General features: G+C 69.8%; 20 protein-coding genes. 10 read left to right on the top strand and 10 right to left on the bottom strand.

The annotated features are described in order from the left end of the window. Positions 1-10 precede the first annotated feature (10 nt). From AB0I69_RS26205 to AB0I69_RS26195, 3 genes are all read left to right on the top strand, one after another. Positions 11-1,279 carry an MFS transporter gene (locus tag AB0I69_RS26205; RefSeq protein ID WP_363098117.1) on the top strand — a complete coding sequence of 423 codons (1,269 nt, stop codon included), beginning with the start codon at positions 11-13 and terminating at the stop codon, positions 1,277-1,279. A gap of 234 nt (positions 1,280-1,513) precedes the next feature. Further along, complete coding sequence (locus AB0I69_RS26200; protein WP_363098116.1) at positions 1,514-1,999, top strand: GNAT family N-acetyltransferase; 486 nt, start codon at positions 1,514-1,516, stop codon at positions 1,997-1,999. Positions 2,000-2,080: 81 nt separating this feature from the next. Continuing rightward, positions 2,081-3,124, top strand: coding sequence for a DUF4037 domain-containing protein (locus AB0I69_RS26195; protein WP_363098115.1), 1,044 nt, complete (start codon positions 2,081-2,083; stop codon positions 3,122-3,124). Positions 3,125-3,585: 461 nt separating this feature from the next. On the opposite strand, the gene AB0I69_RS26190 is transcribed toward AB0I69_RS26195, so the two are convergent. The 5 genes from AB0I69_RS26190 to AB0I69_RS26170 all read right to left on the bottom strand — a co-directional run bounded on the left by AB0I69_RS26190 (position 3,586) and on the right by AB0I69_RS26170 (position 9,025). Further along, positions 3,586-4,479 (bottom strand): phosphotransferase, encoded by an 894-nt coding sequence (locus AB0I69_RS26190; protein ID WP_363098114.1) that lies wholly within the window; start codon positions 4,477-4,479, stop codon positions 3,586-3,588. 581 nt (positions 4,480-5,060) lie between these two features. Beyond that, the gene (locus AB0I69_RS26185; RefSeq protein ID WP_363098113.1) at positions 5,061-5,357 is read right to left on the bottom strand and encodes a hypothetical protein; all 297 of its coding nucleotides are present in this window, start codon (positions 5,355-5,357) and stop codon (positions 5,061-5,063) included. A 261-nt stretch (positions 5,358-5,618) separates the two neighbouring features. Then, positions 5,619-5,888 (bottom strand): helix-turn-helix transcriptional regulator, encoded by a 270-nt coding sequence (locus tag AB0I69_RS26180; RefSeq protein ID WP_363098112.1) that lies wholly within the window; start codon positions 5,886-5,888, stop codon positions 5,619-5,621. Continuing rightward, the gene (locus AB0I69_RS26175; protein WP_363098111.1) at positions 5,888-6,502 is read right to left on the bottom strand and encodes a hypothetical protein; all 615 of its coding nucleotides are present in this window, start codon (positions 6,500-6,502) and stop codon (positions 5,888-5,890) included. The genes AB0I69_RS26180 and AB0I69_RS26175 overlap by 1 nt, the downstream gene beginning before the upstream one ends. A gap of 108 nt (positions 6,503-6,610) precedes the next feature. Continuing rightward, a complete protein-coding gene (locus AB0I69_RS26170; RefSeq protein ID WP_363098110.1) occupies positions 6,611-9,025 on the bottom strand; it encodes a proprotein convertase P-domain-containing protein in 2,415 nt (804 codons plus the stop codon). Between the two features lie 686 nt (positions 9,026-9,711). Here AB0I69_RS26170 and AB0I69_RS26165 point away from each other — a divergent pair. Together AB0I69_RS26165 and AB0I69_RS26160 are read left to right on the top strand one after the other, a co-directional pair. Further along, the gene (locus AB0I69_RS26165; protein ID WP_363098109.1) at positions 9,712-10,455 is read left to right on the top strand and encodes a hypothetical protein; all 744 of its coding nucleotides are present in this window, start codon (positions 9,712-9,714) and stop codon (positions 10,453-10,455) included. A 128-nt stretch (positions 10,456-10,583) separates the two neighbouring features. Beyond that, entirely contained in the window at positions 10,584-12,044 is a 1,461-nt protein-coding gene (locus AB0I69_RS26160; RefSeq protein WP_363098108.1) for an N-acetylmuramoyl-L-alanine amidase, read from the top strand. Here the strand turns inward: AB0I69_RS26160 and AB0I69_RS26155 are convergent. Then, entirely contained in the window at positions 12,014-12,265 is a 252-nt protein-coding gene (locus tag AB0I69_RS26155; RefSeq protein WP_363098107.1) for a hypothetical protein, read from the bottom strand. The genes AB0I69_RS26160 and AB0I69_RS26155 overlap by 31 nt on opposite strands. A 67-nt stretch (positions 12,266-12,332) precedes the next feature. Beyond that, positions 12,333-13,961 carry a protein kinase gene (locus AB0I69_RS26150; protein WP_363098106.1) on the bottom strand — a complete coding sequence of 543 codons (1,629 nt, stop codon included), beginning with the start codon at positions 13,959-13,961 and terminating at the stop codon, positions 12,333-12,335. Between the two features lie 172 nt (positions 13,962-14,133). Here AB0I69_RS26150 and AB0I69_RS26145 point away from each other — a divergent pair, with 172 nt between their 5' ends. After that, positions 14,134-14,928, top strand: coding sequence for an FHA domain-containing protein (locus AB0I69_RS26145; protein WP_363098105.1), 795 nt, complete (start codon positions 14,134-14,136; stop codon positions 14,926-14,928). Between the two features lie 54 nt (positions 14,929-14,982). On the opposite strand, the gene AB0I69_RS26140 is transcribed toward AB0I69_RS26145, so the two are convergent. The 3 genes from AB0I69_RS26140 to AB0I69_RS26130 form a co-directional block, all read right to left on the bottom strand. Continuing rightward, complete coding sequence (locus AB0I69_RS26140) at positions 14,983-15,219, bottom strand: hypothetical protein (protein WP_363098104.1); 237 nt, start codon at positions 15,217-15,219, stop codon at positions 14,983-14,985. 31 nt (positions 15,220-15,250) lie between these two features. Further along, positions 15,251-17,593 (bottom strand): hypothetical protein, encoded by a 2,343-nt coding sequence (locus tag AB0I69_RS26135; RefSeq protein ID WP_363098103.1) that lies wholly within the window; start codon positions 17,591-17,593, stop codon positions 15,251-15,253. Positions 17,594-17,674: 81 nt separating this feature from the next. Beyond that, positions 17,675-18,409, bottom strand: a complete 735-nt coding sequence (locus AB0I69_RS26130; protein ID WP_363098102.1) for a Crp/Fnr family transcriptional regulator — start codon at positions 18,407-18,409, stop codon at positions 17,675-17,677. A 197-nt stretch (positions 18,410-18,606) separates the two neighbouring features. Here AB0I69_RS26130 and AB0I69_RS26125 point away from each other — a divergent pair, with 197 nt between their 5' ends. From AB0I69_RS26125 to AB0I69_RS26110, 4 genes are read left to right on the top strand one after another with little or no spacing between them, the layout of a single operon-like run. Further along, positions 18,607-19,350 (top strand): hypothetical protein, encoded by a 744-nt coding sequence (locus tag AB0I69_RS26125; RefSeq protein ID WP_363098101.1) that lies wholly within the window; start codon positions 18,607-18,609, stop codon positions 19,348-19,350. 9 nt (positions 19,351-19,359) lie between these two features. Then, positions 19,360-19,776 (top strand): hypothetical protein, encoded by a 417-nt coding sequence (locus AB0I69_RS26120; RefSeq protein WP_363098100.1) that lies wholly within the window; start codon positions 19,360-19,362, stop codon positions 19,774-19,776. After that, positions 19,773-20,975 carry a protein phosphatase 2C domain-containing protein gene (locus AB0I69_RS26115; RefSeq protein ID WP_363098099.1) on the top strand — a complete coding sequence of 401 codons (1,203 nt, stop codon included), beginning with the start codon at positions 19,773-19,775 and terminating at the stop codon, positions 20,973-20,975. The genes AB0I69_RS26120 and AB0I69_RS26115 overlap by 4 nt, the downstream gene beginning before the upstream one ends. Further along, complete coding sequence (locus AB0I69_RS26110) at positions 20,972-22,120, top strand: hypothetical protein (RefSeq protein WP_363098098.1); 1,149 nt, start codon at positions 20,972-20,974, stop codon at positions 22,118-22,120. Before AB0I69_RS26115 ends, AB0I69_RS26110 begins: the two co-directional genes overlap by 4 nt. The last annotated feature ends 7 nt before the right edge of the window (positions 22,121-22,127 follow it).

Genomic DNA, 22,127 nt, shown 5'->3' with positions numbered 1-22,127 from the left:
TGGGGCGGGTATGGCAGGGCGGCGGCGAGCGCTGGGGCGCCGGTTCGGGTGGTTGTGGGCGGCGTTCGCGGTCAGCTCGTACGGCACCGGGCTCGGGTTCGGCGCGTTCTCCTTCATGGCGATCCTCGTGCTGCACTCCGGTCCGACCCAGGTCGCGGTGCTGGCCGCGTCGGGGCGGGCGGTGGGGGCCCTGGTCGCCGTACCGCTGGGTCCGTGGGTGGAGTTCCGTCGCAAGCGGCCGGTGATGATCGCGATGGACCTGACCCGGTTCGCGGCGCTGCTGACCGTGCCCGTCGCGTTCGCGTTCGGGCTGCTCACCTTCGCGCAGCTCCTCGTCGTCTCCGTCGTCGTCGCCGCGGCGAACATCGCCTTCAACGCGGCCGGCGGCTCGTACCTGAAGTCGCTGGTGCCGTCCGAGGACCTGCTGATCGCCAACGCACGCTTCGAGTCCACGACTTGGACGTCGACCATGCTCGGCCCTCCGCTCGGCGGGGCGGCGATCGGGCTGTTCGGTCCGGTGACGACGGTCGTGGCCGACGCGGTCAGCTACCTGCTCTCGGCCCTCGGCATCCGTGCCATCGGCGGGACGGAACCGCGCCCCGAGCGGAGCGGTGCGCCGCGGCTGCGAGCGGGCGACCTGCTCGACGGCTGGCGCTACATCCTCGCCCACCCCACCCTGCGCCCGCTGCTCTTCAACGCGATGGTGGTCAACGGCCTGATCATGGCCGCCGAGCCGTTGCTCGCCGTACTCATGCTGGGCCGCCTCGGATTCGCGCCCTGGCAGTACGCACTCGCGCTCGCGGCCTCCTCCGGCGCCGGGGGCTTCGTCGGATCCCGCCTCGCGCGCCCGCTCGCGGCCCGGTTCGGACAGCACAGGGTGATGCTGACCTCCGGGGTCCTGCGCGCGTGCTGGCCGGTCGGCCTGGCGTTCGTCCGCCCCGGAATCCCCGGGATGCTCCTCGTCACCGCCGTCCAACTCGGCCTGGTGACCTGCATCGGCGTCTTCAACCCCCTGCTGGCCACCGGCCGGCTCCAGCACACCGCCCCCGACCGGGTCGCCCGCACCCTGACCGCCTGGTCGATCAGCACCAGCGCGGCCATCGCGGCGATGACGGCCGCGTGGGGACTGCTGGCGGCGCTCACCGGCCCGCGCACGGCGATCGCACTCGCGGGGGTCCTGCTCCTGGCGAGCCCACTGCTGCTGCCGCGCGGGGAGAACGGGCGGCGGGACGAGCGCGCGGGTGCCGCCGAGGCCCAGGAAGCGGTGGAGGGCGCCTGAAGGGGACACCCCGCGCACCTCCACCTCCACCTCCACCTCCCGCAGAGCCCTGTCCGGCGGAGGAGCAGAGGAGCAGAGGAGACGTGGACATCGGCGGCTACCGCTCCGGCCGAGGCCGTTCGAGCGCGGGTGACCCGACGACCGACGACAACTTCGCACGCGGGCGTGCCGGTCTCCGCGTCCACGGCGATCCCCCGCACAACCCCTGGCCTTCCCTTCCCTTAGCCTCCCTGCATGATCCGCACAGCGATCCCCACCGACATCCCCGTCATCCACGCCCTGATCCGCGAACTCGCCGCCTACGAGAAGGAACCCCAGGAGGCGAGGGCGACCCCGGAGCAACTCCACGAGGCCCTCTTCGGCGAACACCCCGGCGCCTACGCCCACATCGCGACCGACGACACCACCGGCGAACCCGTCGGCTTCGCCCTGTGGTTCCTCAACTTCTCCACCTGGCGCGGAGTCCACGGCATCTACCTGGAAGACCTGTACGTCCGCCCCACCGCCCGCGGCACCGGCCACGGCAAGGCCCTCCTCACCGAACTGGCCCGCATCTGCGTCGAACGCGGCTACGAACGCCTGGAGTGGTCCGTCCTCAACTGGAACCACCCCGCGATCGACTTCTACGAGGCCCTGGGCGCGCGGCCCCAGGAGGAGTGGACGGCGTATCGGCTGACGGACGGGGCGTTGAGCAAGTTGGGCGCACCGAACGGGAGTTGAGGAGCGAGTTGAGCGGCGAGTTGAGGGGCGTCGGCGGAAATTCGCGTGCACGATCATGTCCGGACTGGGCAGGGTCCCCGCATGAGCTTCACGAATATGCCAAATTTCTTACCGGGCCTCGAACTCTCCCGCCGTTTCTACACAGAGGCCGTCCGCCCCCTCCTCGAAGAGACCGCCCCCGACCTCCCCCACTCCGCCGCCCGCATCGGCAGCGGCTCCGAGGTCCTCGGCTACGACACCCCGCGCTCGGCGGACCACGAATGGGGCCCACGCCTCCAGCTCTTCCTCCGCCCCCGGGACGTCCCCCGCCACGGCGGCCGCATCAGACACCACCTCGCCGAGCACCTCCCGAAAACCTTCCACGGCTACCCGACGAACTTCGCCCCGACGGGTGACGGAGACATCCGCGTCATGAGCGGCACGGCCGGCCCGGTCCACCACCGAGTCGAAGTCACCCACACCGCAGCCTGGTTCACCGCGACCCTGGGCTTCGACCCCACACACGACACAACCCCCGCCGACTGGCTCTCCACCCCCACCCAACTCCTCGCCGAGGTCACAGCGGGCGCGGTCTTCCACGACGGCCTGCACGAACTCGGCCCCGCACGCCACACCCTGCGCTGGTATCCGCCCGACGTCTGGCTCCACGTCCTGGCCCGCCAGTGGAACCGCATCTCCCAGGAGGAGGCCTTCGTGGGCCGCTGCGGCGAAGTGGGCGACGAACTCGGCTCCGCGATGGTCGCCGGCCGCCTCACCCGCCACCTGATGCGCCTCTGCCTCCTCATGGACCGCCGCTACCCGCCGTACAACAAATGGCTCGGCAGCGCCTTCGCCCGCACCACCGCCGGCCACCGCCTCGTCCCGACCCTCACCGCCGCCCTCGCGGCCACGGACTGGCACACCCGCGAGAAACACCTCGCCTACGCCTACGAAGCGGTCGCCGGCATCCACAACCAACTCAACCTGACGGACAGAGTCGACCCGACCACCCGCCCATACCACTCCAGACCGTTCCGGGTACTGCACGCCGAACGCTTCACCAGAGCCCTGACCGCCCGCATCACGGACCCGACGTTGAGAGAACTGCCCGACGACATACGACGTGCCGAGCGGGACGAAGTCTGACCCGGGGGTCCGGGCCGCCGGCCTGCTCCCGGTCGGCTCATGACCGCACTGCCTGGTGCCCGGGTAGCGAACGCGGGCTCACGCAGGGTGGCGTGAGCCCACCACTCATCCGTGGTTACAGCCCGAGGGCCCCGAGGTCGATGCCAGGTGGACGGCCAACTCCCCCAGGCCGCAACCGACATCCAGGGCCCTGCCGCCCTCGCCGGGAGCCGGCGCGTGGGGGCGGAAGCGCCGCCCCCTCCGTGTAGTGCGCGTCCCATGCGTCCTGCGGTGTGTGTCCCAACCGGGTTGCTCCTTCGTGCCGTTCGGGCGACGGGTGCGTCATCGGTCGGCGGACAGGGTGAGGAGGTCGGCGAACAGGCCGCCTCCAACGGGTTCTTGCCGTACTTGCCGCCGTAGCGCAGCTCGGCAGGGCGGCGGGGGCGGCACCCGCCCGGCACCCACCACGGCCCCTTCGGGCCTCACGCACCCACCTCGTTCTTCAGCCGGTCCAGTACCGACCGGGCCGTGCCGACGGCTGCCTGGTCCCCGCGGGCGCGTCCTTCGGCCAGTGACCGTACGGCCCGCAGGCCGGTCAGACAGCGCAGAGCCTGCCGTTCGTCATGGCCCAGGGGGCGGCCGTAGCCGTGGAAGAACGCGGTGCGTACGCGCGGCCGGGTGGCCCACAGGCCGTAGGCGAGGTGGACGAAGTCCAGGACGGCCGGGGCGAAGCGCGACCGCTCGAAGTCCTGCAGGGCCGGCCATGACGTGTCGGACCAGAGGAGGCTCGATTCGAGGACGCCTCCGTGTACGAAGCCGAGGGGCAGACGATCGAGGAGATGCAGGCGGTCGGCGAGCGTCATGACGAACTTCTGGTCCTCCGCCGACAGCAGGTCACCGGCCGCATCGACGTGACGGGCCGACGCGTCGGCGAGACGGGACAGCAGCGAGGACGCCTCACGGCGCGCGGTCGCGGTCGGCCGTCCGGCCTGGTGCAGTTGGGAGACGAGCGCACCGGCCCGCCAGTGGACCGTCTTGAACTCGGCCTCCGTCAGCCGCAGTTGCGGCAGGAGCGTGCCGGGCAGGGTGGTCAGGATCAGAGCCAGGTGCCGCGCGGAGGTGGCCACCAGCCGCGGCGCGCGACCCGGACCGAGGGCGGACACGGCATGCCGGTAGGCGAACGTCTCCCGGGTGAAGTCCCCTGGCGACGCTGCCGACTTGAGATGGAAGCGGGCGTTGTCGGACCTGCGGATCAGGTACCACACGGCCGCCGCGGTCGAGGGTGCGGACGAGACGTTGTGTACGGCGGCGAGCGGGCCCAGGGTGTTCTCGGCCCAGGCGCACAGCGGCGCCGATGGGAGGTTCGGGTCGGTCATGCCCCCCACCTCGGTGTCGGGCGTGACATATCCGCGTCCACCACGATGCCCACCGGGGCTGCATGGAGAGCCTCAGGTCGTCCGGGGAGGGGAGGGGCGCAGACGGGGGTGGGGTTCATGGGATCTCCTGTGCTCGATCGGGTGAGGGGGACGGGGACCAGGGCGTACCGGTGTCCGGCGCGGACGACGGCCACCGTTACGCAACGCCAACAACGCGGCCTGGAAGCCGGGTTGGGGATGACTGATGATGACCGGGCCAACGAGCCCGCAGCCGTCTTCGAACACGCGTGTTTGAGTCGTGTCCCCGCCCCACGGTTACGGGACACGTACGTCGCTCACCCCTGAATCACGGGGCGGACAGGGGTACCGGCCGTGGCCGAATCGCCGCGCACCGGCACTTCTGCAACCGGCGGAACGGGAAGACGTCATCTGCGCCCGGCACCCGAACCTCAAGGTTCCAGCCTGCGCCCGTGGCCGGGTAGGAGTTGACGTTCGGCGCGTACAGCGGCCCCAACTCCGGCAAGCCGTCGAGCAGGACCGCCACGGCGTATCAACCTGACGTTGCTCACCGGCCGGTGGCATCAAGCGCGTTCCGGCTCGTTCGTCTCGTTCGTCCCCTCGGTGGCCGCGGCCGGGGCGCGACGGCGGCCCAGCAAGGCGCTTCCCGCGATCACCAGGCCGATGCAGACGACCTTGGCGGCCTGGTAGTAGCTGGTCGCCAGCTCCTCCGGGGAGCCAGGCAGCCGGAAAAAGACCCACACTGCCGCGAGCCCCCCGAAGACGATCAGCGCGACGGCGCCCCACGCCCCGAGGTCCGCCCACCAGGGCCCCGAGTCGTCACCGCGCTCGTAGGTCTGCTCAACGTCCTTGTCGGTCACGGCCTGTTCCCCTGTGCGTGTGGCGGCAGTTGCGAGGGAAGACGCGGGCCCTGTGCGCGCGGTTCGCAAGACGGAAGCTCTGGCCCCTACTTCCCCGTGGTCTCAGCGGCGCGTCAGCCACCGCCCCACCACGATCGCCAGGGCGATCAGGGCAGCCGCGGTGATCACGAGCGCGATCTTCATGTCTGTGTCCATGACGCCGAACATCCGGGTCTCCTTCTTGAGAGGTGCAGTGGGTCGGGGATTGGGTCAGGCATTGGGTCAGGAATTCCGGGGATGTGCTGGGGGTGGTGCGGGGCGGTGGCTGAGCAGGTCCCCCGGCTGGCACTGGAGGACTTCGCAGATGCGGGTGAGGGTGGTGAACCGGATCGCCTTGGCGCGTCCGTTCTTGAGGACGGACAGGTTGACGTTGGTCACGCCGACGCGGTGGGCGAGTTCGGTGAGGGTCATGCCGTGCTCGGTGAGGAGTTTGTCGAGGTGCACCTCGATGTCGTGGCCCTCGTGGCCCTCGTGGTCGTCGTCGGCGGCCATCAGACGACCCCTTCGAGGTCCTCGCGCATGGACGCGCCCGCGAGCGTGATCCGGGCGAAGGTGAGCAGGCCGAGGCCGGTCAGTACGGCCAGGTAAGGGGTTGACCACATGGTCAGCCAGGCGCCGGCCGTGAAGTCCACGGTCTTGGCGAGTTCCGCGAGCAGGGCTGCTCTGGCGTTGGCCTCGATGATCTCGACGACCAGGCTCCCGAGCAGCACCCACCAACCGAGCCGGCGGAACCGGGATGCCGTCCGCACGGTGTGGACGCCGTCCCGCGCCGCACCCTGCAACAGCCTGTGCAGCAGGAAGAGGCCGCTGATCACCAGCAGCGTCGACGGCAGCGTTCCGAGTACGTCCAGGAGGCGCAGGTGTGCGTCGGGGTTCCCGGCGCAGTAGCGGGGGACTGAGCCGACCTGCGCACCGCTCTCGGGGGAGAAGCCGCCGGGGACGGTCGAGCTGTAGGCCGAGTCGTCGGTGGCACAGACGGCGGCGTCACCCCAACCGCCTCGGACGACGGTGAAGACCAGCCCCGCCGTCAGCAGGGCCAACAGGGTGCGCAGGACGATGGACACGACCGTGGCCATGGGTTCGAGCATCTTCCGGTCTTCGGACACGCCGCGCCGCCTCACCTGTCGTTTCTCGATGTTATCGATTTTCGATGTTATCGATAAACGATAGGTGAGGCGGGTGGGTGACACAAGCCCGTTCGGCGTCGCGGAAGTTCAGAACCTCACGACGAAGTTGTTGACCGTGCCGGTGTCGCCGGTGCCCACGTCGTCGACGCGGAGCTTCCACCAGCCGTTGACCGGCAGGTCGCTCGCGTCGACCGTGTAGATCTTCTTGAGGGTGCCGCCGGGTTCCTCGGCGTTGGCCTTGAGGGCGTGCATGGAGCCGTCGGGTGCGATCAGGTCGATCTTGAGGTCGCCCAGGTACTCGTGCTCGACGTGCACGTACACCTGGAGCTTGGCGGAGCCGACGCCGGACAGGCCGGCGGTCTTCGTCCAGATCTCCGTGTAGTTCTTGTCCGGGATGGCCTTCAGAGTCTGGTTCTCGTACGAGGGGAACCCGAGCGACCAGCCCGCGAGGGTACCGGTGGAACCGGTGGCGGAGTCGGTGACCTTCAGCGTCCAGGTGCCGTTGGCGACCGCGTCGGTGGCATCCACGCCGTAGGTGGTCTGGAGCGTGCCGCCCGCCTCGGAGCCGTAGGCCTTGAGCGTGTAGGACTTGCCGTCCGGACTGGCGAGGACGAGTCGCAGGTCACCGATCTTGGTGTGGGTGAGGTTCGTGTACACCTGGAGCGGGCCGGCGGCGTTGCCGTCGATGTCGGAGACGGCGATGGTGGTGCTGAGGGTGCCGCTGTCCGGGATGGTCTGGCTGGCCGTCGACTCGAACGGGGTCGGGAAGATCAGCGACCAGGTGGTCAGCGTGCCGGTGTCGCCGTCGTCGGTGTCGGTCATCCGCAGATTCCACTCGCCGTTGGCGGGCGAGGCGGAGGCGTCGACCGTGAACTCTCCGACGATGTCGTCCACGCCGTCGGAGCTGCTCGCGCTCTTGAGCAGGTACGTCGAGCCGGTGGGCGAGACGAGCTCCAGCTTGACGTCGCCCCGGTAGGTGTGGGTGATGTTGACGTACGCCTTGAGGTTCTTGGGCGCGTTGCCCTGGTACTCGGCAACGGTGATCGGCGAGGTGGCAGGGGTGCCCGTCGACCCGGTCGGGGCGTCGGGGATCGCGATGTCCTTGTCGTTGTCGGCCTGGAAGGCGCGGGGCTTCTTGTCCCCCTCGGGCTTCTCGTCGACCGCCGCGGCGGCCTTGGCGACGTTGATGCGCGGGATGCTGACGCCTGCCTCGTCGGCGATGGCCGTACCGGTGGTGGCGAGCAGCGATATCAGGCTGGCGATGCCCTCGTTGGGGTACGCCTGGCGGAGGACGGCGAGTGCGCCGGCGACATGCGGGGCCGCCATCGAAGTGCCGCTCTTGGAGTCGTAACCGCCGCTGGGGACGGAGGAGATGATGCCGTTGCCGGGAGCGAACAGGTCGAGCAGCGGGCCGTGGTTGGAGAAGGAGGCGATCTCGTCGTCGTCGGTGGTGGCGCCGACGGAGACGGCGTTGGGCACACAGGCAGGGGCGTTGACGGCGGTGGTCAGAGCGTTGTTGCCGGCGGCCACGACGGTGGCGATGCCGGCCTCGTAGAGCTTGTCGATCGCTGTCTTGCGGGCGTCCTTGGTGCAGGCGGAGGTGTAACTCGCCGAACCCAGGCTCAGGTTGGCGGCGATGATCGGGGTGCCGGCCTGCTGGAGCAGCCACACCTTCTCCAGGGCGGCGACCTGGGCGCTGGTGAAGCTGCGGACACAGGGGGTGGCGGCGGCCGAACCGCAGTACTTCGCGGTGTCGAACTTGGAGAAGACCTGCATCGCGACGATGTCGGCGCCCGGGGCGACACCCGTGACGGGTGCGCCGGAGACGCCGGTGCCGTCACCGGCGGCGATGCCGGCGACATGCGTGCCGTGGTCGCAGCCTTCGAGGGTGGCGCAGGCTCCACTCGCGGAGTTGGCGGCGCCGGTGCCCTCCTGGGTGGCGGTGGCGTTGCCGCAGAGGCTGGTGGCGCCGTAACTGGTGTCGATGGGGGAGAAACACGCCTCGGCGACGACCCGGTCCTTGAGGAACGGGTGGTTGGTGGCGACGCCGGTGTCGATGACGGCGATGGCGCTGCCCTCGCCGGTCCTGCCGGCCTTGTGGGCGTCGTCGGCGCCGATGATCGGGATGCTCTCGTCCAGGCTCGGCTCGGACAACTCGTCCTCGGTGACGCTCACGACACCGTCCTGGGCGGCCAGTTCGTCCAGCCCGTCCTTGTCGACCCGAAGGGTGACCATCGGCAGGGTCTCGAAGGTCTGGAGCGTCTCGCCGACGCTTGCCGCGCCGGACAGGTCGTCGCGGTTCTCGGTGACGACGATGACGCGGACCGTGCTGCCATCGGCGGTGGCGTCGTACAACGGTGCGTCGATCGGGTCGTCCGCGGTCCCGGCCGGTACGTCGTCTGCGGTGGTGGCCGCCGCGACGGTGGCCGGCGACGAGGTACCAGCCGCGTGGGCGGGGATCGCGCCGAGGCTCACGGCCATCACCGTGGTGATGGCCGCCATCCATATCCGTCTATACATATCGCCCTCGGAATCAGGCAGGCATGACTCAGCATGCGAGGAAGGTGAGTGGAGAATTTCGGCACGCCAAAGGCCGGGTGCCGAAGAGAAACGCGACGAAGAGAAATGTGACGAAACGTTGTCCACGTGCGCTTCTCACGCATAGGGCGTGACGCACGGGCGTGATCCGTCAGAAGGCCGTAGGGGAAGCAGTCGGCTGTGCCGACGGCAGCGGCGAGAGGAAGACGGGTCCGCTTGATCGCATCGAAGAGTAAGGCGGCGGAGATCGAGTCCGCAAGGCCCCCATATGACCATCTCGGACCCACACCGAGAAGGGCCGGCCTCCACGATCCGACAGTTGGACCATTCCCGGGATACGGTCAAAACGCAGTTTTTGGGATATATCGCAGAGCAAAGTACAGACCAAATCCAAGCAAACCCAGGGCAACCTCAGGTAAAGCTCAAATAAAGCATGTAAGGGTTCCATGTAGTCGGCCTTTACGGCAAGATCACATCTGCGCGGCAAACGCCGAAGGGGAAAGGCGGAAACCGCGCGTAGGGGGGAGGAGGCGTTCGCTCGCCTGAGGCAATGCCTCCACTTGCATGCTGCATGCATTCCCTACTGCTCAATTCGATTCGTGTTTCCCATCCACGTAATGGAGGCAGTAGATATGCGTAATACCGTGAAGATGACCCGCAAGAGACTCGTCGGACTGGCTGCCGTCACGGCGGCCGCCCTCACCATGGCGGCAATGCCCGCGACGGCGTCCGCGGAAGAGAGCGGCACCACTCCCGAGGCCTACGAGGCCTACCTCGTGGAGCAGGTGGAGCTGGGTGACACGGACGCCCAGGAGACGCTGGACCAGTACTCGGAGCTGTCCGACAGCGACCAGGAAAAGTTCGTCACCCTCCTGAACGACCCTCAGCGCGGTGCGGAGATCGGCGACTTCATCTCGGACGTCTCCGACATCGACACCATCGATGAAGAGGCCTACGAGACCGAGCTGAGGAAGGAGACCGAGGACGGGGACGTCGTTCTTGAGGCGACGCTCAACGTGGAGGAGACCGAGACGGCCCCGACCACCGACGAGGAGCTCTCCGACCCGTCCGCCCGGTACTACGACCGGAGCGCCTGGTACAGCGTCTCCGACACGATCATGCGTGTGAAGGTCACGACGGTGAAGATCGGCGTCAACTACCGCACGACCGCCACCCGGGTCGTCAAGGTCTACAACGGCTGGGCCTCGCACCGGAACTTCGTGCCTTTCGCCGAGTTCTCCAACGGCCCGGTCAAGGAGTGGATCTCCGCCGACCCGGCGAACAACGCCCACGCCGAGACGATCTGGCAGGGCAAGTGGAACGGCTTCAGCTGGGACGCCCGCGAGCGCATCTGGGCCGACCAGAGCGGTTTCAAGGGCGGCTACCTGAAGTAGGCACAAGCGTCGGCACGTCCGGCCGCACCGAGCGGGAACGCGCGGTGCGGCCGGACGTGCCGGTCACCTGCGCGAGGAGTTGGCTGGGGTCGATGTAGAGATGTAGAGCGGAAGGCATCAAAGCCGGTATGAGAATGCGTCGTTGGTGGAGAACGGGCGCGGTCGTCGCGGCGGCCGTGTGCGGGACGTTGGTCGTGCAGGAAGCCAACGGGGCATCCGGCGACAGTGCGCAGGCTGCCGGCAAGTCCGCACCGGTACGCGATCAGGTGCGGTCGGCCGCGTTGACGGTGGGCGGCGATGGGGGGTCCGCGTCGCTCGCCCGGCAAGACGTCGAGCCGTTCAGCATGCTGGGGATCACTTGGCGGAAGCCTTCCGCCGATCTGGCCGGCACGGTCGAGGTGCGGACACGGGCCGCCGGGTCCGGGAAATGGTCCGGCTGGCTGACCCTCGACAGTGACAGCGGTGCGGCAGAGCAGAGCGCCTCCCGGGGTGGCACCGAGCCGGCGTGGGTCGGTCTTTCCGACGGCGTCGAGGCACGGATCAAGGGGAAGGTCGCCTCGAAACTGCCCCAGGGGCTTCGCCTCCACATGATCACGTCCGGCGGCACGAGTACGAGCCCGGGTGCGGCTACCAGTACGGGAAGCGACATCGAGGCCGCCGCCTTCATCGCGGACGCGGACGGGACCGATGGAACCGAGACGCCCACCGTTTCCGAATCCCCGACATCCGACCCGACCGACGTCACTCCCACCCCCGAGTCCGCGACGCCGGATCCGGTCGCCACCGAGCCCTCCCCCACGGACTCCGAGTCCACGTCGGAGTCGCCGTCCGAGTCTCCCTCGGCCCTGGCCTCCGAGAGCACCGCTCCCAGCGAGTCGGCGACCACCTCGCCCTCGCCTTCCACGGCTTCCCAGCCCCCCGTCACCGCCCGTTCGGGGTGGGGCGCGGACGAATCACTGAGCCCGGAGGAGCCGACGTACATCGCGGGGAAGATCAAGGCGGTGGTCGTCCACCACACGGCCTCGACCAACGACTACACCTGCGCCCAGGCGCCCTCGATCATCAACGCGATCTACACGTACGACGTGACGACGCTGGGCTGGAAGGACATCGGCTACAACTTCCTCGTCGACAAGTGCGGGACGATCTACGAGGGCCGCAAGGGCGGTGTCGGTCTCCCGGTCGTCGGCGCGCACGCGTACGGCTTCAACTCGCTGACCACCGGCATCTCCGTCCTCGGCACCTACACGGATGCCGCACCCTCGACGGAGGCGATGACCTCGGTCGCCCGCCTCTCCGCCTGGAAGCTGGGCCAGTACGGCGTCGAACCGGACTCGAAGGTCACCCTCACCACCGCCGTCAGCGGCCAGAACCTCGCCGGCAGGAGCTGGGGCCCGGGCGAACAGATGACGTTCCCCGCGATCCACGGCCACCGCGACGGCTACAACACCCTGTGCCCGGGTGACGCGTTCTACGCCGCCCTCGGCACCGTCCGTACGCTGGCCGCCGGCCTCACCATCGACGACGCCACCGGCACGAGCGTGGTCAATACGGCCTCCTACACCAACGGCCCGCTCACGGTGACCTGATCCACCACGACCCCGCCGGCACTCGTCTCGTCGTACGGAATCCTGGTCGACGGCAAGACAGCCGCCACCGCCACGGTGAACACCACGGCGGTCCCGCTGACCCTCCGCTGGAAGGCGACCGGCAACGTCTCCCTGAAGGAGGCGAAGCTCACCGCGCCCCTCGCCAGGACATACGGGCCGACGGTGACCAGTGCCGCGAAGACCGGGACCTGGACCGTCAAGTCCTCGTCGCGCGCGGTTCCACAACCCCTGCATGGTCTGTGAGGCCCACGGGTCGTGCCGTTTGTTTCACTGCTTGACCGGGGTGTTGCCGTTCATCGCGAAGCGGGCGGAGCACTGCTCGTCGGATCGGTCGTCCGCGTTCCAGACGCAGATCCACATCGTGTGACCGACATCCGGGACGAAACTTGTTTTCGCGGCGCCCACGGAGGCGTGGAACACGTAGGCGATGCCGTCGTTGCGGTACAGCTCGGCGCCGCAGCTCTGGCCGAGGGAGGTGTTGAGGACGCCTGCCAGCTCGCCGGAGCCGTTGTCGTCCAGCCAGGCGGAGCAGGCGGCGTCGTTGCCGACCCAGGAGGTGTCCGCCTCTGAGCCCTTGACCTGTGCCGGGTCGTCGCCGCCGTTGACACCGCTGATCGACGACGAGGTGACGTGGGGGGTGGCTGCCGAGGACGTGGTGGTCTTGACGGCGCCGGAGGGCGAACGTGTGCTGGACGCGCTCGGCGTGACGGTCGTGTCCGTGCCGGCCGTGACCACCGGGGTCGGGCCCCCGGACTTCGCGGTGGGCGAGGCCGAACGGCTCGGGTTCGCGGAGGACGTCCGTGTCGCCCCGCCCATGGGCTCGACGCTGACCGACGCGCTGCCGGACGGATGCGCGGCGCCGTTGTGCCGGGAACCGGACGGGCCGAGTTCGAACGCCGCGACGGCGCCGAGTGCGATCACTGCGGCGGTCGCGAGCAGGAGCAGGCGTTTGCGTGGGCGGCGCGGTAACGCGGCGGACGGGGGCACGGTCTCGGGCGTCGGATCCGCGTCCAGGTCCGGCGGCGGAACGGTCTCCAGCTTGCCGACGGGCGTCGCGGCGAAGGCACGTCGCGAGGCGATGCGTGACATGACCTCGGAAGGCCAGGTGGGAGAAGGATCAGGCAGGTGTGCGCGAGCCGCCTCCGCCACCTCGTCTACGGTGGGGCGGGCTCCGGGGCCGGTCGCGAGACAGGACCCGATGACGGCGGCGAGGTCGGCGTCCACGGCACGCAGCGGCTCGACGTCGGGGACGACACCGGGCGTGCGGCCCGAGGCCGCGTAGAGGACGAGCGCCCCGAGCGCGTAGACGTCGGCGGGCGCGTCCACGTCCTCGTCCCCGGCCTGCTGTTCCGGTGCCGAGAATCCCTGCGTGCCGTAGCTGCCACCGCTCTTGGTGAGCCTCGCCTGGTCCGCGGCGCGCGCGATGCCGAAGTCGATCAGTTTCACGCCGTCGCGGACCAGCATGACGTTGCCGGGCTTGACGTCACGGTGCACGATCTCCAGCGCGTGCACGGCCGACAGGTGGGTGGCCGCCTCCGCCAGCAGCAGCCACAGCGCCTCGGCGGGCAGCGGGCCGCGCAGCCGGACCGCCTCGTCCACGGTGAGTCCGGGCACGTACTCGGTGGCGAACCAGGGACGTTCCGCGGTGCCGTCGCTCGCCAAAACCCGCGGCGCGACCCCGGCCGGCACCCGGTAGAGGATGCCGACCTCGCGTTCGAAGCGCTCGCTGGAGACCAGCCGTGACCGGACGCGCTTGACGGCTGCGTAGCCCTTGTCGGACGCCCCGAGGTAGACCTCGCCCATGCCGCCGACGCCGAGCAGACCGATGATGTGGAAGCTGCCGATCTCCTGCGGATCGTCCGCGCCGAGCGGTTCGGCGATCGTGCTGTCCATCATCAGAAGTTCCCCGACCGCTCGCGTTCACGGGCGGGCAGGCTATCGAGCAAGTCGGGGCAAGGCAACACGAGTTGGCGGCGAACACGCCTTTGCCCAGCGTACGTATCAGCGGGAGGACCGGTCCTCGCGGTGCGCTCATACACTGACGCGAGCCGAGCCGGAGGTATGTGATATGGCATACGGAAACTTCCCACCCCAGATGCTGCCACCGGGCAGTCCCTCCGACAGGGTGCCCTCGGCGCCGCCGGGGACGATCTTCGTACTGGGCCCGGAGGGCGGGTACGCCGTGCCGCCGCGCCGGTACACGCTGCTGTTCGGGCGCGACCGCGAGGACGTGCATGTGCCGGTCGGTGTCGACGACCCGACCGTCAGCCGCCGGCACGGCGTGTTCACCTGCACGGCCACGGACGGCGAATGGTGGCTTATAAACACCGGCAATCTGCCGATCGAACTGCCCGACGGCGTGCTGATGCTCAACGGCCACAAGCGGCTCATCGCGTCCGGGTACACCCCGTTGGTGATCAACTCGTCCAAGCGGCGTTCCCACCTGGTGGAGGTCCGCGTCGTGGACGAGGACGACCGGCATCCCCGCTCCACGAGCGGTGCGGAGACCGTGGATCCCGAGACGGTCTACGAACTCTCCCCGCAGGAGCGGCTGGTGCTGACCGGGCTCGCCCGGCGCTACCTGGAGGGCCACGACGCCTTCCCGCTCCCGCTGGCCTGGGAGGACACGGCCCGTCTGGTCAACGCCTCCCCTTACGCGACCAAGTCCTGGACCCACAAGTCGGTCGCGAACACGGTCGAGGACGTACGCGAACGGCTGCACCGCCGGGGCGTGCGCGGACTGCTGCGCGACGAGGTCGGCGAGCCGGTCGGGTCGACACTCAGCGTCAACCTGATCAGGGAACTGCTGAAGACGGCGACGCTGAGTGCTCAGGACCTGGAGTTGCTGGCCGACAAGGACTGAGCGGATCGCGGAGTACGTGCCCCGGCCGATCGTCGGCCGGGGCACGCGGCGTTCTCAGCCTTCCGCGTCTTCCGCGTCACGCTCGACTGCGGCGTTGTACGTGACGTACATGGGGCCGTCCTGGACTGTGAAGGAGGCCGCCTGGTCCTCCGCGGAACTCTGCTGGTGTGGTTGCGGCTTCGGCTGCTCGGGGAGAGGCGTCGTGGTCGTCACGCGGTTGTTGTCTCCTACGACGAAGGTGCCGGAGACGTCACCGGTGTGGATGTCTCCGTGTGTGGGTTCCGCGGGCATGGCGGGCCTTTCTTGGTCGGTTTCGGGAAGGTCAGGCGCCGCAGTCGATCTGCAGACTGTCTGCGGCCGAGTTCATCGCCGCGACCTGACTCGATGTGTCGAGCACGCTGCCTCCGCCACCGGAGTTGAACGACTGATACTGGCTCGCTGTCTGCTGAGCGGCGGTCAGCATGGCGTTGAGGTCTGTTTCCACGGAGCTGTCCTGAACTTCCGATATGGCCTGCTGCAACGTGGACTCGGTGGAGTTCAGGTCGCTGATGACCGTGTTGTCGGCGGCGACCACCGCACTGTTGTCGGGAAGGGTGGACGTCTCGCCCGCGTTGTAGGAGCTCATCTCACTGTTGTATGAGTCGATCGCGTCGGACGCGGCGGAGACGTCGGTATTGAACTGCGTGATCTGTGGCGACAGGGCCGAGATCACGGTCGCGCACACGGGATCGACCGTGGGCGAGGTGTCGTCGGTGGGCGAGGTGTCGTAGCTCAGGTCCGGCGTGATGACGGGGCTCGGCACGACGACTGGAGACGAGGTCGGCTGGTCGTTCGCGGAGACCATGGCACCCACGCCCAGCACGGCCGCGAGGCCCAGCGTGCAGGCGAGCGCCAGTCCCGTTATTCCGCTCTTGGCACCTGTCGCGACGGCGGCGGCACCTCCCGTGTGGCCCGTGCTCGCCGTAGTCGTCGTGGTGCTCGCGGCGTGCGTAGGCGAGGCGACGGAAGAATGCGCCCCCGAGAGGTCGATCTGCTGGGGTACCGGTGCCGCTGAGTGTGCGCCAGTCACCTGGGACATGTCGACCACCGGCCTCGCCGCGTGGACGGGCAGGGCTGTGTGCACGGGAGCCGACGTGGCGGACGTGGCGGACGTGACGGCGGTCGAGTGGGTGACGGCCTGCGTGTGGACCGCACCGTGCGTCGTCGGGGTGAACGCGTGCACCGGCGATGTGGCAGCCGGCGGGGCGGAGACCGACGCCGCCGTGGCGACCTGATGGACCGCCGAATGCGCGTGCAGGGCGGTGAGTTCCCGCCACAGCACGTCCGCCTCCAGCACCAGGGCCGCCGTCATCGCACCCCGGCCGAGCGCCCTCCGTCGGGTGCGGGCCTCGCCCAGGAAGAACTCCTCACTCTCCTTGTCCCCCGCGCTCTTCGCCGCTGCCCAGCCGACTCCGAGCAGGCTGCCCCACGCGTCGAACTGCCGGGACAGCGCCAGCTTCGGCGAGGCGGCACGGGCCAACGCCGCGCCGAGCCGCGCGTGTCCGCTCCGCTCCGCTCGCAGCACCACGACGTCCAGGGCCTGGAAGTGCGCCGCGACGTCGTCCGGGGTGGTGTCCCTCGCCTCGACCCACGCGGTGAGCGCCCGGCAGAGCTGATCGGCGGGAAACTCCGTCTTCCGCATGTTCAGCACGCACTCGGCGACATCCGGCGGACAGCTGTAGCCGGTCTCGGAGGCGAGCAGCAGGCCGTGTCGCACCAGACCACCGGCGACCGTGTCGATGTCCGGCCGGTCGAGCAGGTCGTGGAGATGCCGGGCGGCCAACTCGGCGCCGGACAGCGAGCCGAGCAGGTGCAGCAGGTCGCGCTCGTGCGGCTGGAGCTTGTTCAGCAGCGCGGGAAGCAGTTCGGGGAGATCGGCGATGCCCGGCAGTCCCTTGCCGGTCGCGGCCGACAGGGCGATGCGCCGCAGCCGGAGCGGGTTGCCGTCCACCGCGTCGCACAGCGCGGCCACGACCGGCGCCTCGTCGGGCCGCAGCTCGCGGGGCAGCAGCGCCTCCACCAGTTCCGCCGCCGCCGGGGCCGACAGCCCTTCGAGCCGGATCGCGTGCACGCCGGCGACCGCGGACCGCTGCTGCGAGGTGAAGACGAACGTGGACTGCCCGGCCATGTCGAGGAGTCGGCGCAGGTCCTTCTCGCCGAGTCCCGCGTCGTCCAGGTAGATCCGCAGCCGCAGGGTCTTCAGATGCTCCTTCAACACCTCCAACGAGGGCTTGTAGTGGGGCGCGTCGAAGCTGATGTCGAATATCGCCTGCGCGATGTCGTCGGCCGTACGTCCGCCGGCTTCGACATAGGCCACGCCTTCGGGCCCGTGCGGCAGCTCGCACGCGAGGTGGCGCAGCAGCGCGCTCTTGCCGACCCCGGACGCGCCCCAGACCTGCACCAACTGCCGTGTCTCGATCGCCTCTTGCAGTACGCGCACGTCCCGCGCACGTCCGATCAGCGGCTCGGCGGCGGGCGACGGCAGGTGAGAGATCGGCGAGCGCTTGACCGGAACCGGCGGCGGTCCCCCGTACACGGTGTTGTTGTCGCCTATGACCGCGGTTCCGGACACGTTGCCGATCCGGATCCATCCCGAATCGTCCGCGGCACCGTTGTTCTCTGGCATCTGTTTCCCCCGTCCTCTCCAACGCCCGGGTCCCGGCACTCGGTCAGGCTGGTGCCGACCCGTCGTGCGAACCCGGCGTTATTACGTGTTCGGCGAGATCGCCGGCAATCCGGTGGGCCCGGCCGCGACGGCGATCCGGGCGAGGTGTTCCAGGTCGAGGATCGTGATCCTGCGGTAGCCGGTCACGACCGCGCCGGACTCCCGCAACGCCCGCAGCGCCTTGTGGATCGACGACTCCGCCGCGCCGACCAGGGTGGCCATCTCCGGCTGTGACAGCGGGAGTTGGGCTGCGTTCCGGCCGGGAGGCCCGTAGATGACGGCCAGGTGGTGCAGGATCCTGGCCAGCCGCCCGAGCACGTCGCAACCGGTGAAGTCGACGATCCGGCCGGTCGCCGTGCGCAGCTTGGCCACCACGCTCGCGCTGAGCGCGAGTCCTATGGAGGGGTGCTGTTTCGTGCACTCCAGCAGTTCGGAGCGCAGGATGTAGCGGGCCAGCACCCTGCCACAGGCGGTCACGGTGCCACTGCGCGGCTGACCGTCGATCCCGGCGAACTCCCCGACCAGGTCCCCTGCCATCCGCACGGCCAGCAGCGCCTCGCGGCCGTCCTGCGCGTGCGCGGTGACCTTCACTGTGCCGCCGAGCAGGAGCAGCGCGAAGTCCGAGCTGTCGGCCTCGCGGATGGTGATCTGACCGGCCGGGTAGACCACGCGGTGGCCGAGCCCCATGAGAATTCCGCGGTCGGCCTCGTCGACCCGGCCGAGCAGCCCGGCCGACGGCCAGTAGGCCGCGACACCGCGAACACGTGTGTTGCTCATCGGCCACACCTCTCTTCCTCGCGCGGCCGAAACCGCACAAGCCGTATTAGTAGCCGTTCTACCCGGGGACCCCTCCTCTACGGTCTCGTCAATCATCTTGTCGACACCGGATAACCGGGGATGACTGGGACGACAGAAAATCGATCTTCGAATTACCTGCGCCTGTCGTCATCGCGTGCCGTAATCGCGGAGGAATTGTGAATCCGAGGTACGAATACCGAGCCCTGCTGGCGTGCGACATCGCGGGCTCCGCGGGCCGCGGCGAGCAGCGGCTGCAGGAGATCCGCAGAGTTCTGCGTTCCGCGCTGTTCGACGCCCTGAGCACCGCGGACCTGGACCCGCGGAACTTCTTGTACGTCGACACCGGCGACGGCTGCCAACTCGTCGCGCCGGCCGCGCTGCCCAAGGCCGGACTGCTGTTCCCGCTGCTCCCGGAGCTGAACGCGCGGATCCGCAAGCACAACCGGAACACCTCCGCGGACACCCGGCTGCGGGTGCGGGCGGCGGTGCACGCGGGGGAGATCCGGCTCGATCCGGACGGCACCGTCTCCGGCGCCCCCTTCGAGGCGCTGGCCCGGCTGCTCGACTCGGCCCCGCTGCGGCATGCGACCCGGGCCGGTACCCGCGGCACCCCGGTGGCGGCGATCCTCTCGCACCACTTCTACGAGGAGACGGTCGGCCACGGCTACGAGGGTCTCGACGCCGACGCCTTCACCCCGGCCGACGTCCGGGTCAAGGAGTACGCCGCGAAGGCCTGGCTCTGGTATCCGGGCAGCCCCGTCGGACCGCAGGTCGGTTCCGGCCGGGAGTCCGGCTTCAGCGAGCAGCCCGTGCGGCCCGAGCCGGGGACCGCGGAGCAACTCGTCCGGGCCACCGGAAACAGCACGGTCTTCGCCGCGCACCGGGGCGACCAGTACATCCGTCACAACGACCGGGGTTGATACGCGCCGATGAACGAGGAACTCGCCGAGCTGGCCGCGAGCGGCGCCACCGCTCTGGTCTCCGCAATGGGCACCGATCTCTGGCAGGAGGCGAAGAGGCTGATGGGCGGCGTCCTCGCCCAGGTTCGCGGCAGCCGACGCAATGAGCTGTCCGCCGCGCTGACCCGGCAGTCGACCGCCGCGAGGGGAGCGGTCGACGCCGGGGCGGTGCGCTACTGGACCGACGCCCTGTCCCAACTGCTCGACCGGAATCCGGATCTCGCCCAGAACGTCATGGCCCTGGCTTCGCTGCGAATACCAGAAAGGCCGGACATCGTGATCCAGGTCAATTCCGCCACCAATTCAGGCGAGGTATTCGCGGTGCAGAACGGCACTCAGCACTTTGCCTCCGGGCCGAAATCCCACGATTCCGGGGAACAGCCGTGAGCCGGCACGACAGCCGACACGACAGCCGGCGGGGCGGTCTCATGGACGGACGGTTGCGGGCGGTGCTGTTCGTTGCCGTCGTCATCGGGGCCTTCATCGAGGTCAGCACGCCACATCGGCGCTACGGCCCGCTGGTGGACGTCTTCGCCCTCGCGGCGGTGGGCGTCGTAGGCGCGGCGGCCGTGCTGGGGTCCGAGTCCGCCGCGACGCCGGCCCGGCTCGCACCGGAACCCCAGCCCAGCCCGACGGTTCCGGTCTGCCGTTACGTCACCGGACCGGCGGTGCCGCAGTCCCAGCCCCCGAGGCCCCGGCCGTTCCTGCGCGAGCGGCCGACCGACCTGAGCGTCCCCCGCTTCGGCGACGGCTCCCGTGCCCAGGGCTACCCCTGGCTGCTGCCGGAGCGCACGGTGCAGAACGGGATCGCCGCCGACGAGGCCACGGTCGGTGCCTTCAGCATCCGCGCGGCCTCCGTCATCGGGCCCGGCCACCGCTGCGGCGAACCCGCCGAGCCGCGCCAGGACTCGTACCGGATCGGGCGCAGCCGGGACAGCCGGTACGCGATCGTGGCCGTGGCCGACGGCCTGTCCAGCGCGGCCTGGTCCGACGCCGGGGCCACCACGGCCTCCAGCCAGGCCGTCACCCTGCTGCGCGAGCAGATCGGGACAGTGGGCTTCGGCGGGCTCGATGTCAAAGAGCTGTACGGGCGGATCGCGGAATCGATCGCCGCACACGCGACCGGCCGCGGCGTCGACACCTCGCACATGGCCACGGTGCTGATCACCGCGGTGCTCGCCGAGCCGGACGCGAACGGCATCGCGAAGGCCTGGGTCGCGTGGCTCGGCGACAGTTCGGCCTGGACACTCGACCCGCACATCGCGGGGTGGCGGTTCGCCGCCGGCGAGGCGAAGGACCGCGCGGCCGCGGTGGTCTCGAACGAGGTCGCCGGGCGGCTGCCGGACACACCCCAACTGGCCAGGGACCACTACGTCACGCTGGCTCCCGGCGCCGCCCTCGCCCTGGTCACGGACGGGATCGGCGACGCGTGGGCGGACCCGGCGGGCAACGTCAACGAGTACTTCGCCAACGCCTGGCGCTCGCCGGTGCCGGCCACGCGGTTCACCGCCGACGTCGGCTTCGACGCACCGCAGTGCCTCGACGACCGCACCGCGGTCGTGCTGTGGAACGGCGGCCGGGCATGACCGAATCCCCTACCGTCGACGGCGCGGACGACAGTGTCGGCGACGACAACCGCCCGGCGGCCGATCCACGGGGCTGGGCGTTGCCACGGACCGTGAGCGTCGGCGAGCTCGGACCACTGGACGATCCGATCTCCGAACACAACGGCCAGGCCATCGCCGTAAGACCACTGAAGAACCATCCGGGCTGGCTGGCCAAGCTCTACCGGCCGGACCAGCACCCGGAGGACGCCGACCGGCTCGACCTGCTGATCTCGGCCCCGGGCACGCTGCCCGAGGCGGACCGTGCGCTCCTGTACACCGGCACGTGCTGGCCCGCGGCCCGGATCCACGCGCCCGGCAACCCGGCCGTCGGCTGCGTGATCCCGAAGGCGCCCGAGCAGTACCGATCCGAGCTGCGGCGCGGCGAGTTCAGCGAGCGCCGCTTCGTGGAGATCGACTGGCTGGCGAAGTCCGACGAGTCGATCCGGGGCGTCGGACTGCCGCCCCCCGGCTTCGCAGGCAGGCTGGCCGCCTGTCGCCGACTGACGGAGCTCGCCGCGATCCTGGAGAGCCTGGGCCTGGTCTACTCGGACTGGTCGTTCTCCAACGCCTTCTGGAGCCCGGATCAGCGCTCCGTCTACCTCATCGACGTCGACGGCTGTCAGCCCAAGAAGATGGCCGACCTCCACCAGCCGAACTGGGCCGACCCGCTCACACCGCCGGGCACCGACGCGGACGAGTACACCGACCGCTACCGGATCGGACTGCTCGTCGCCAAATGCCTGACGGGCCGGCGTGACGCGCACGCCTTCCACACCGTCGCCGGGTCCGCCTGGCAGAACCAGCCCGCCGTCTCCGAGGTGCTGCTCGACATGCTGCTCGCGACCGACCGCGAGCGACGTCCTTCGGCCGCCCAGCTGAGTCAGGCGCTGAACAGCGGCCCCTATCTCAGGCCCGCGCCACCTCCGACACGCACAGCACTGCCCCCGCTGCCCGCCCTGCCCACGCAGCGCCCAGCCCCGAAGCCCCCCGCCGGCTCCCACAAGCCCGTGCCGAAACCCGGGCCGACGCCCCCCAAACCGCCCGAGCCCGGCCCGCACGCCGGCTGGATTCTCGTAGTCGTCATAGCCGTGATCCTGCTGTTCGTCATCGCGGCCAACCACTAGCTCAGAG

This window comes from Streptomyces sp. NPDC050508 (assembly GCF_040655155.1).
Classification (GTDB): domain Bacteria; phylum Actinomycetota; class Actinomycetes; order Streptomycetales; family Streptomycetaceae; genus Streptomyces.
This window is presented reverse-complemented; position numbering and strand designations above follow the sequence as displayed.

Coding starts and splice junctions, on each gene's coding strand:
- AB0I69_RS26205 (WP_363098117.1), top strand. CDS start 11: ATGGCAGGGCGGCGGCGAGCGCTGGGGCGCCGGTTCGGGTGGTTGTGG.
- AB0I69_RS26200 (WP_363098116.1), top strand. CDS start 1,514: ATGATCCGCACAGCGATCCCCACCGACATCCCCGTCATCCACGCCCTG.
- AB0I69_RS26195 (WP_363098115.1), top strand. CDS start 2,081: ATGAGCTTCACGAATATGCCAAATTTCTTACCGGGCCTCGAACTCTCC.
- AB0I69_RS26190 (WP_363098114.1), bottom strand. CDS start 4,479: ATGACCGACCCGAACCTCCCATCGGCGCCGCTGTGCGCCTGGGCCGAG.
- AB0I69_RS26180 (WP_363098112.1), bottom strand. CDS start 5,888: ATGGCCGCCGACGACGACCACGAGGGCCACGAGGGCCACGACATCGAG.
- AB0I69_RS26170 (WP_363098110.1), bottom strand. CDS start 9,025: ATGGCGGCCATCACCACGGTGATGGCCGTGAGCCTCGGCGCGATCCCC.
- AB0I69_RS26165 (WP_363098109.1), top strand. CDS start 9,712: ATGACCCGCAAGAGACTCGTCGGACTGGCTGCCGTCACGGCGGCCGCC.
- AB0I69_RS26160 (WP_363098108.1), top strand. CDS start 10,584: ATGAGAATGCGTCGTTGGTGGAGAACGGGCGCGGTCGTCGCGGCGGCC.
- AB0I69_RS26150 (WP_363098106.1), bottom strand. CDS start 13,961: ATGATGGACAGCACGATCGCCGAACCGCTCGGCGCGGACGATCCGCAG.
- AB0I69_RS26145 (WP_363098105.1), top strand. CDS start 14,134: ATGGCATACGGAAACTTCCCACCCCAGATGCTGCCACCGGGCAGTCCC.
- AB0I69_RS26140 (WP_363098104.1), bottom strand. CDS start 15,219: ATGCCCGCGGAACCCACACACGGAGACATCCACACCGGTGACGTCTCC.
- AB0I69_RS26135 (WP_363098103.1), bottom strand. CDS start 17,593: ATGCCAGAGAACAACGGTGCCGCGGACGATTCGGGATGGATCCGGATC.
- AB0I69_RS26130 (WP_363098102.1), bottom strand. CDS start 18,409: ATGAGCAACACACGTGTTCGCGGTGTCGCGGCCTACTGGCCGTCGGCC.
- AB0I69_RS26120 (WP_363098100.1), top strand. CDS start 19,360: ATGAACGAGGAACTCGCCGAGCTGGCCGCGAGCGGCGCCACCGCTCTG.
- AB0I69_RS26110 (WP_363098098.1), top strand. CDS start 20,972: ATGACCGAATCCCCTACCGTCGACGGCGCGGACGACAGTGTCGGCGAC.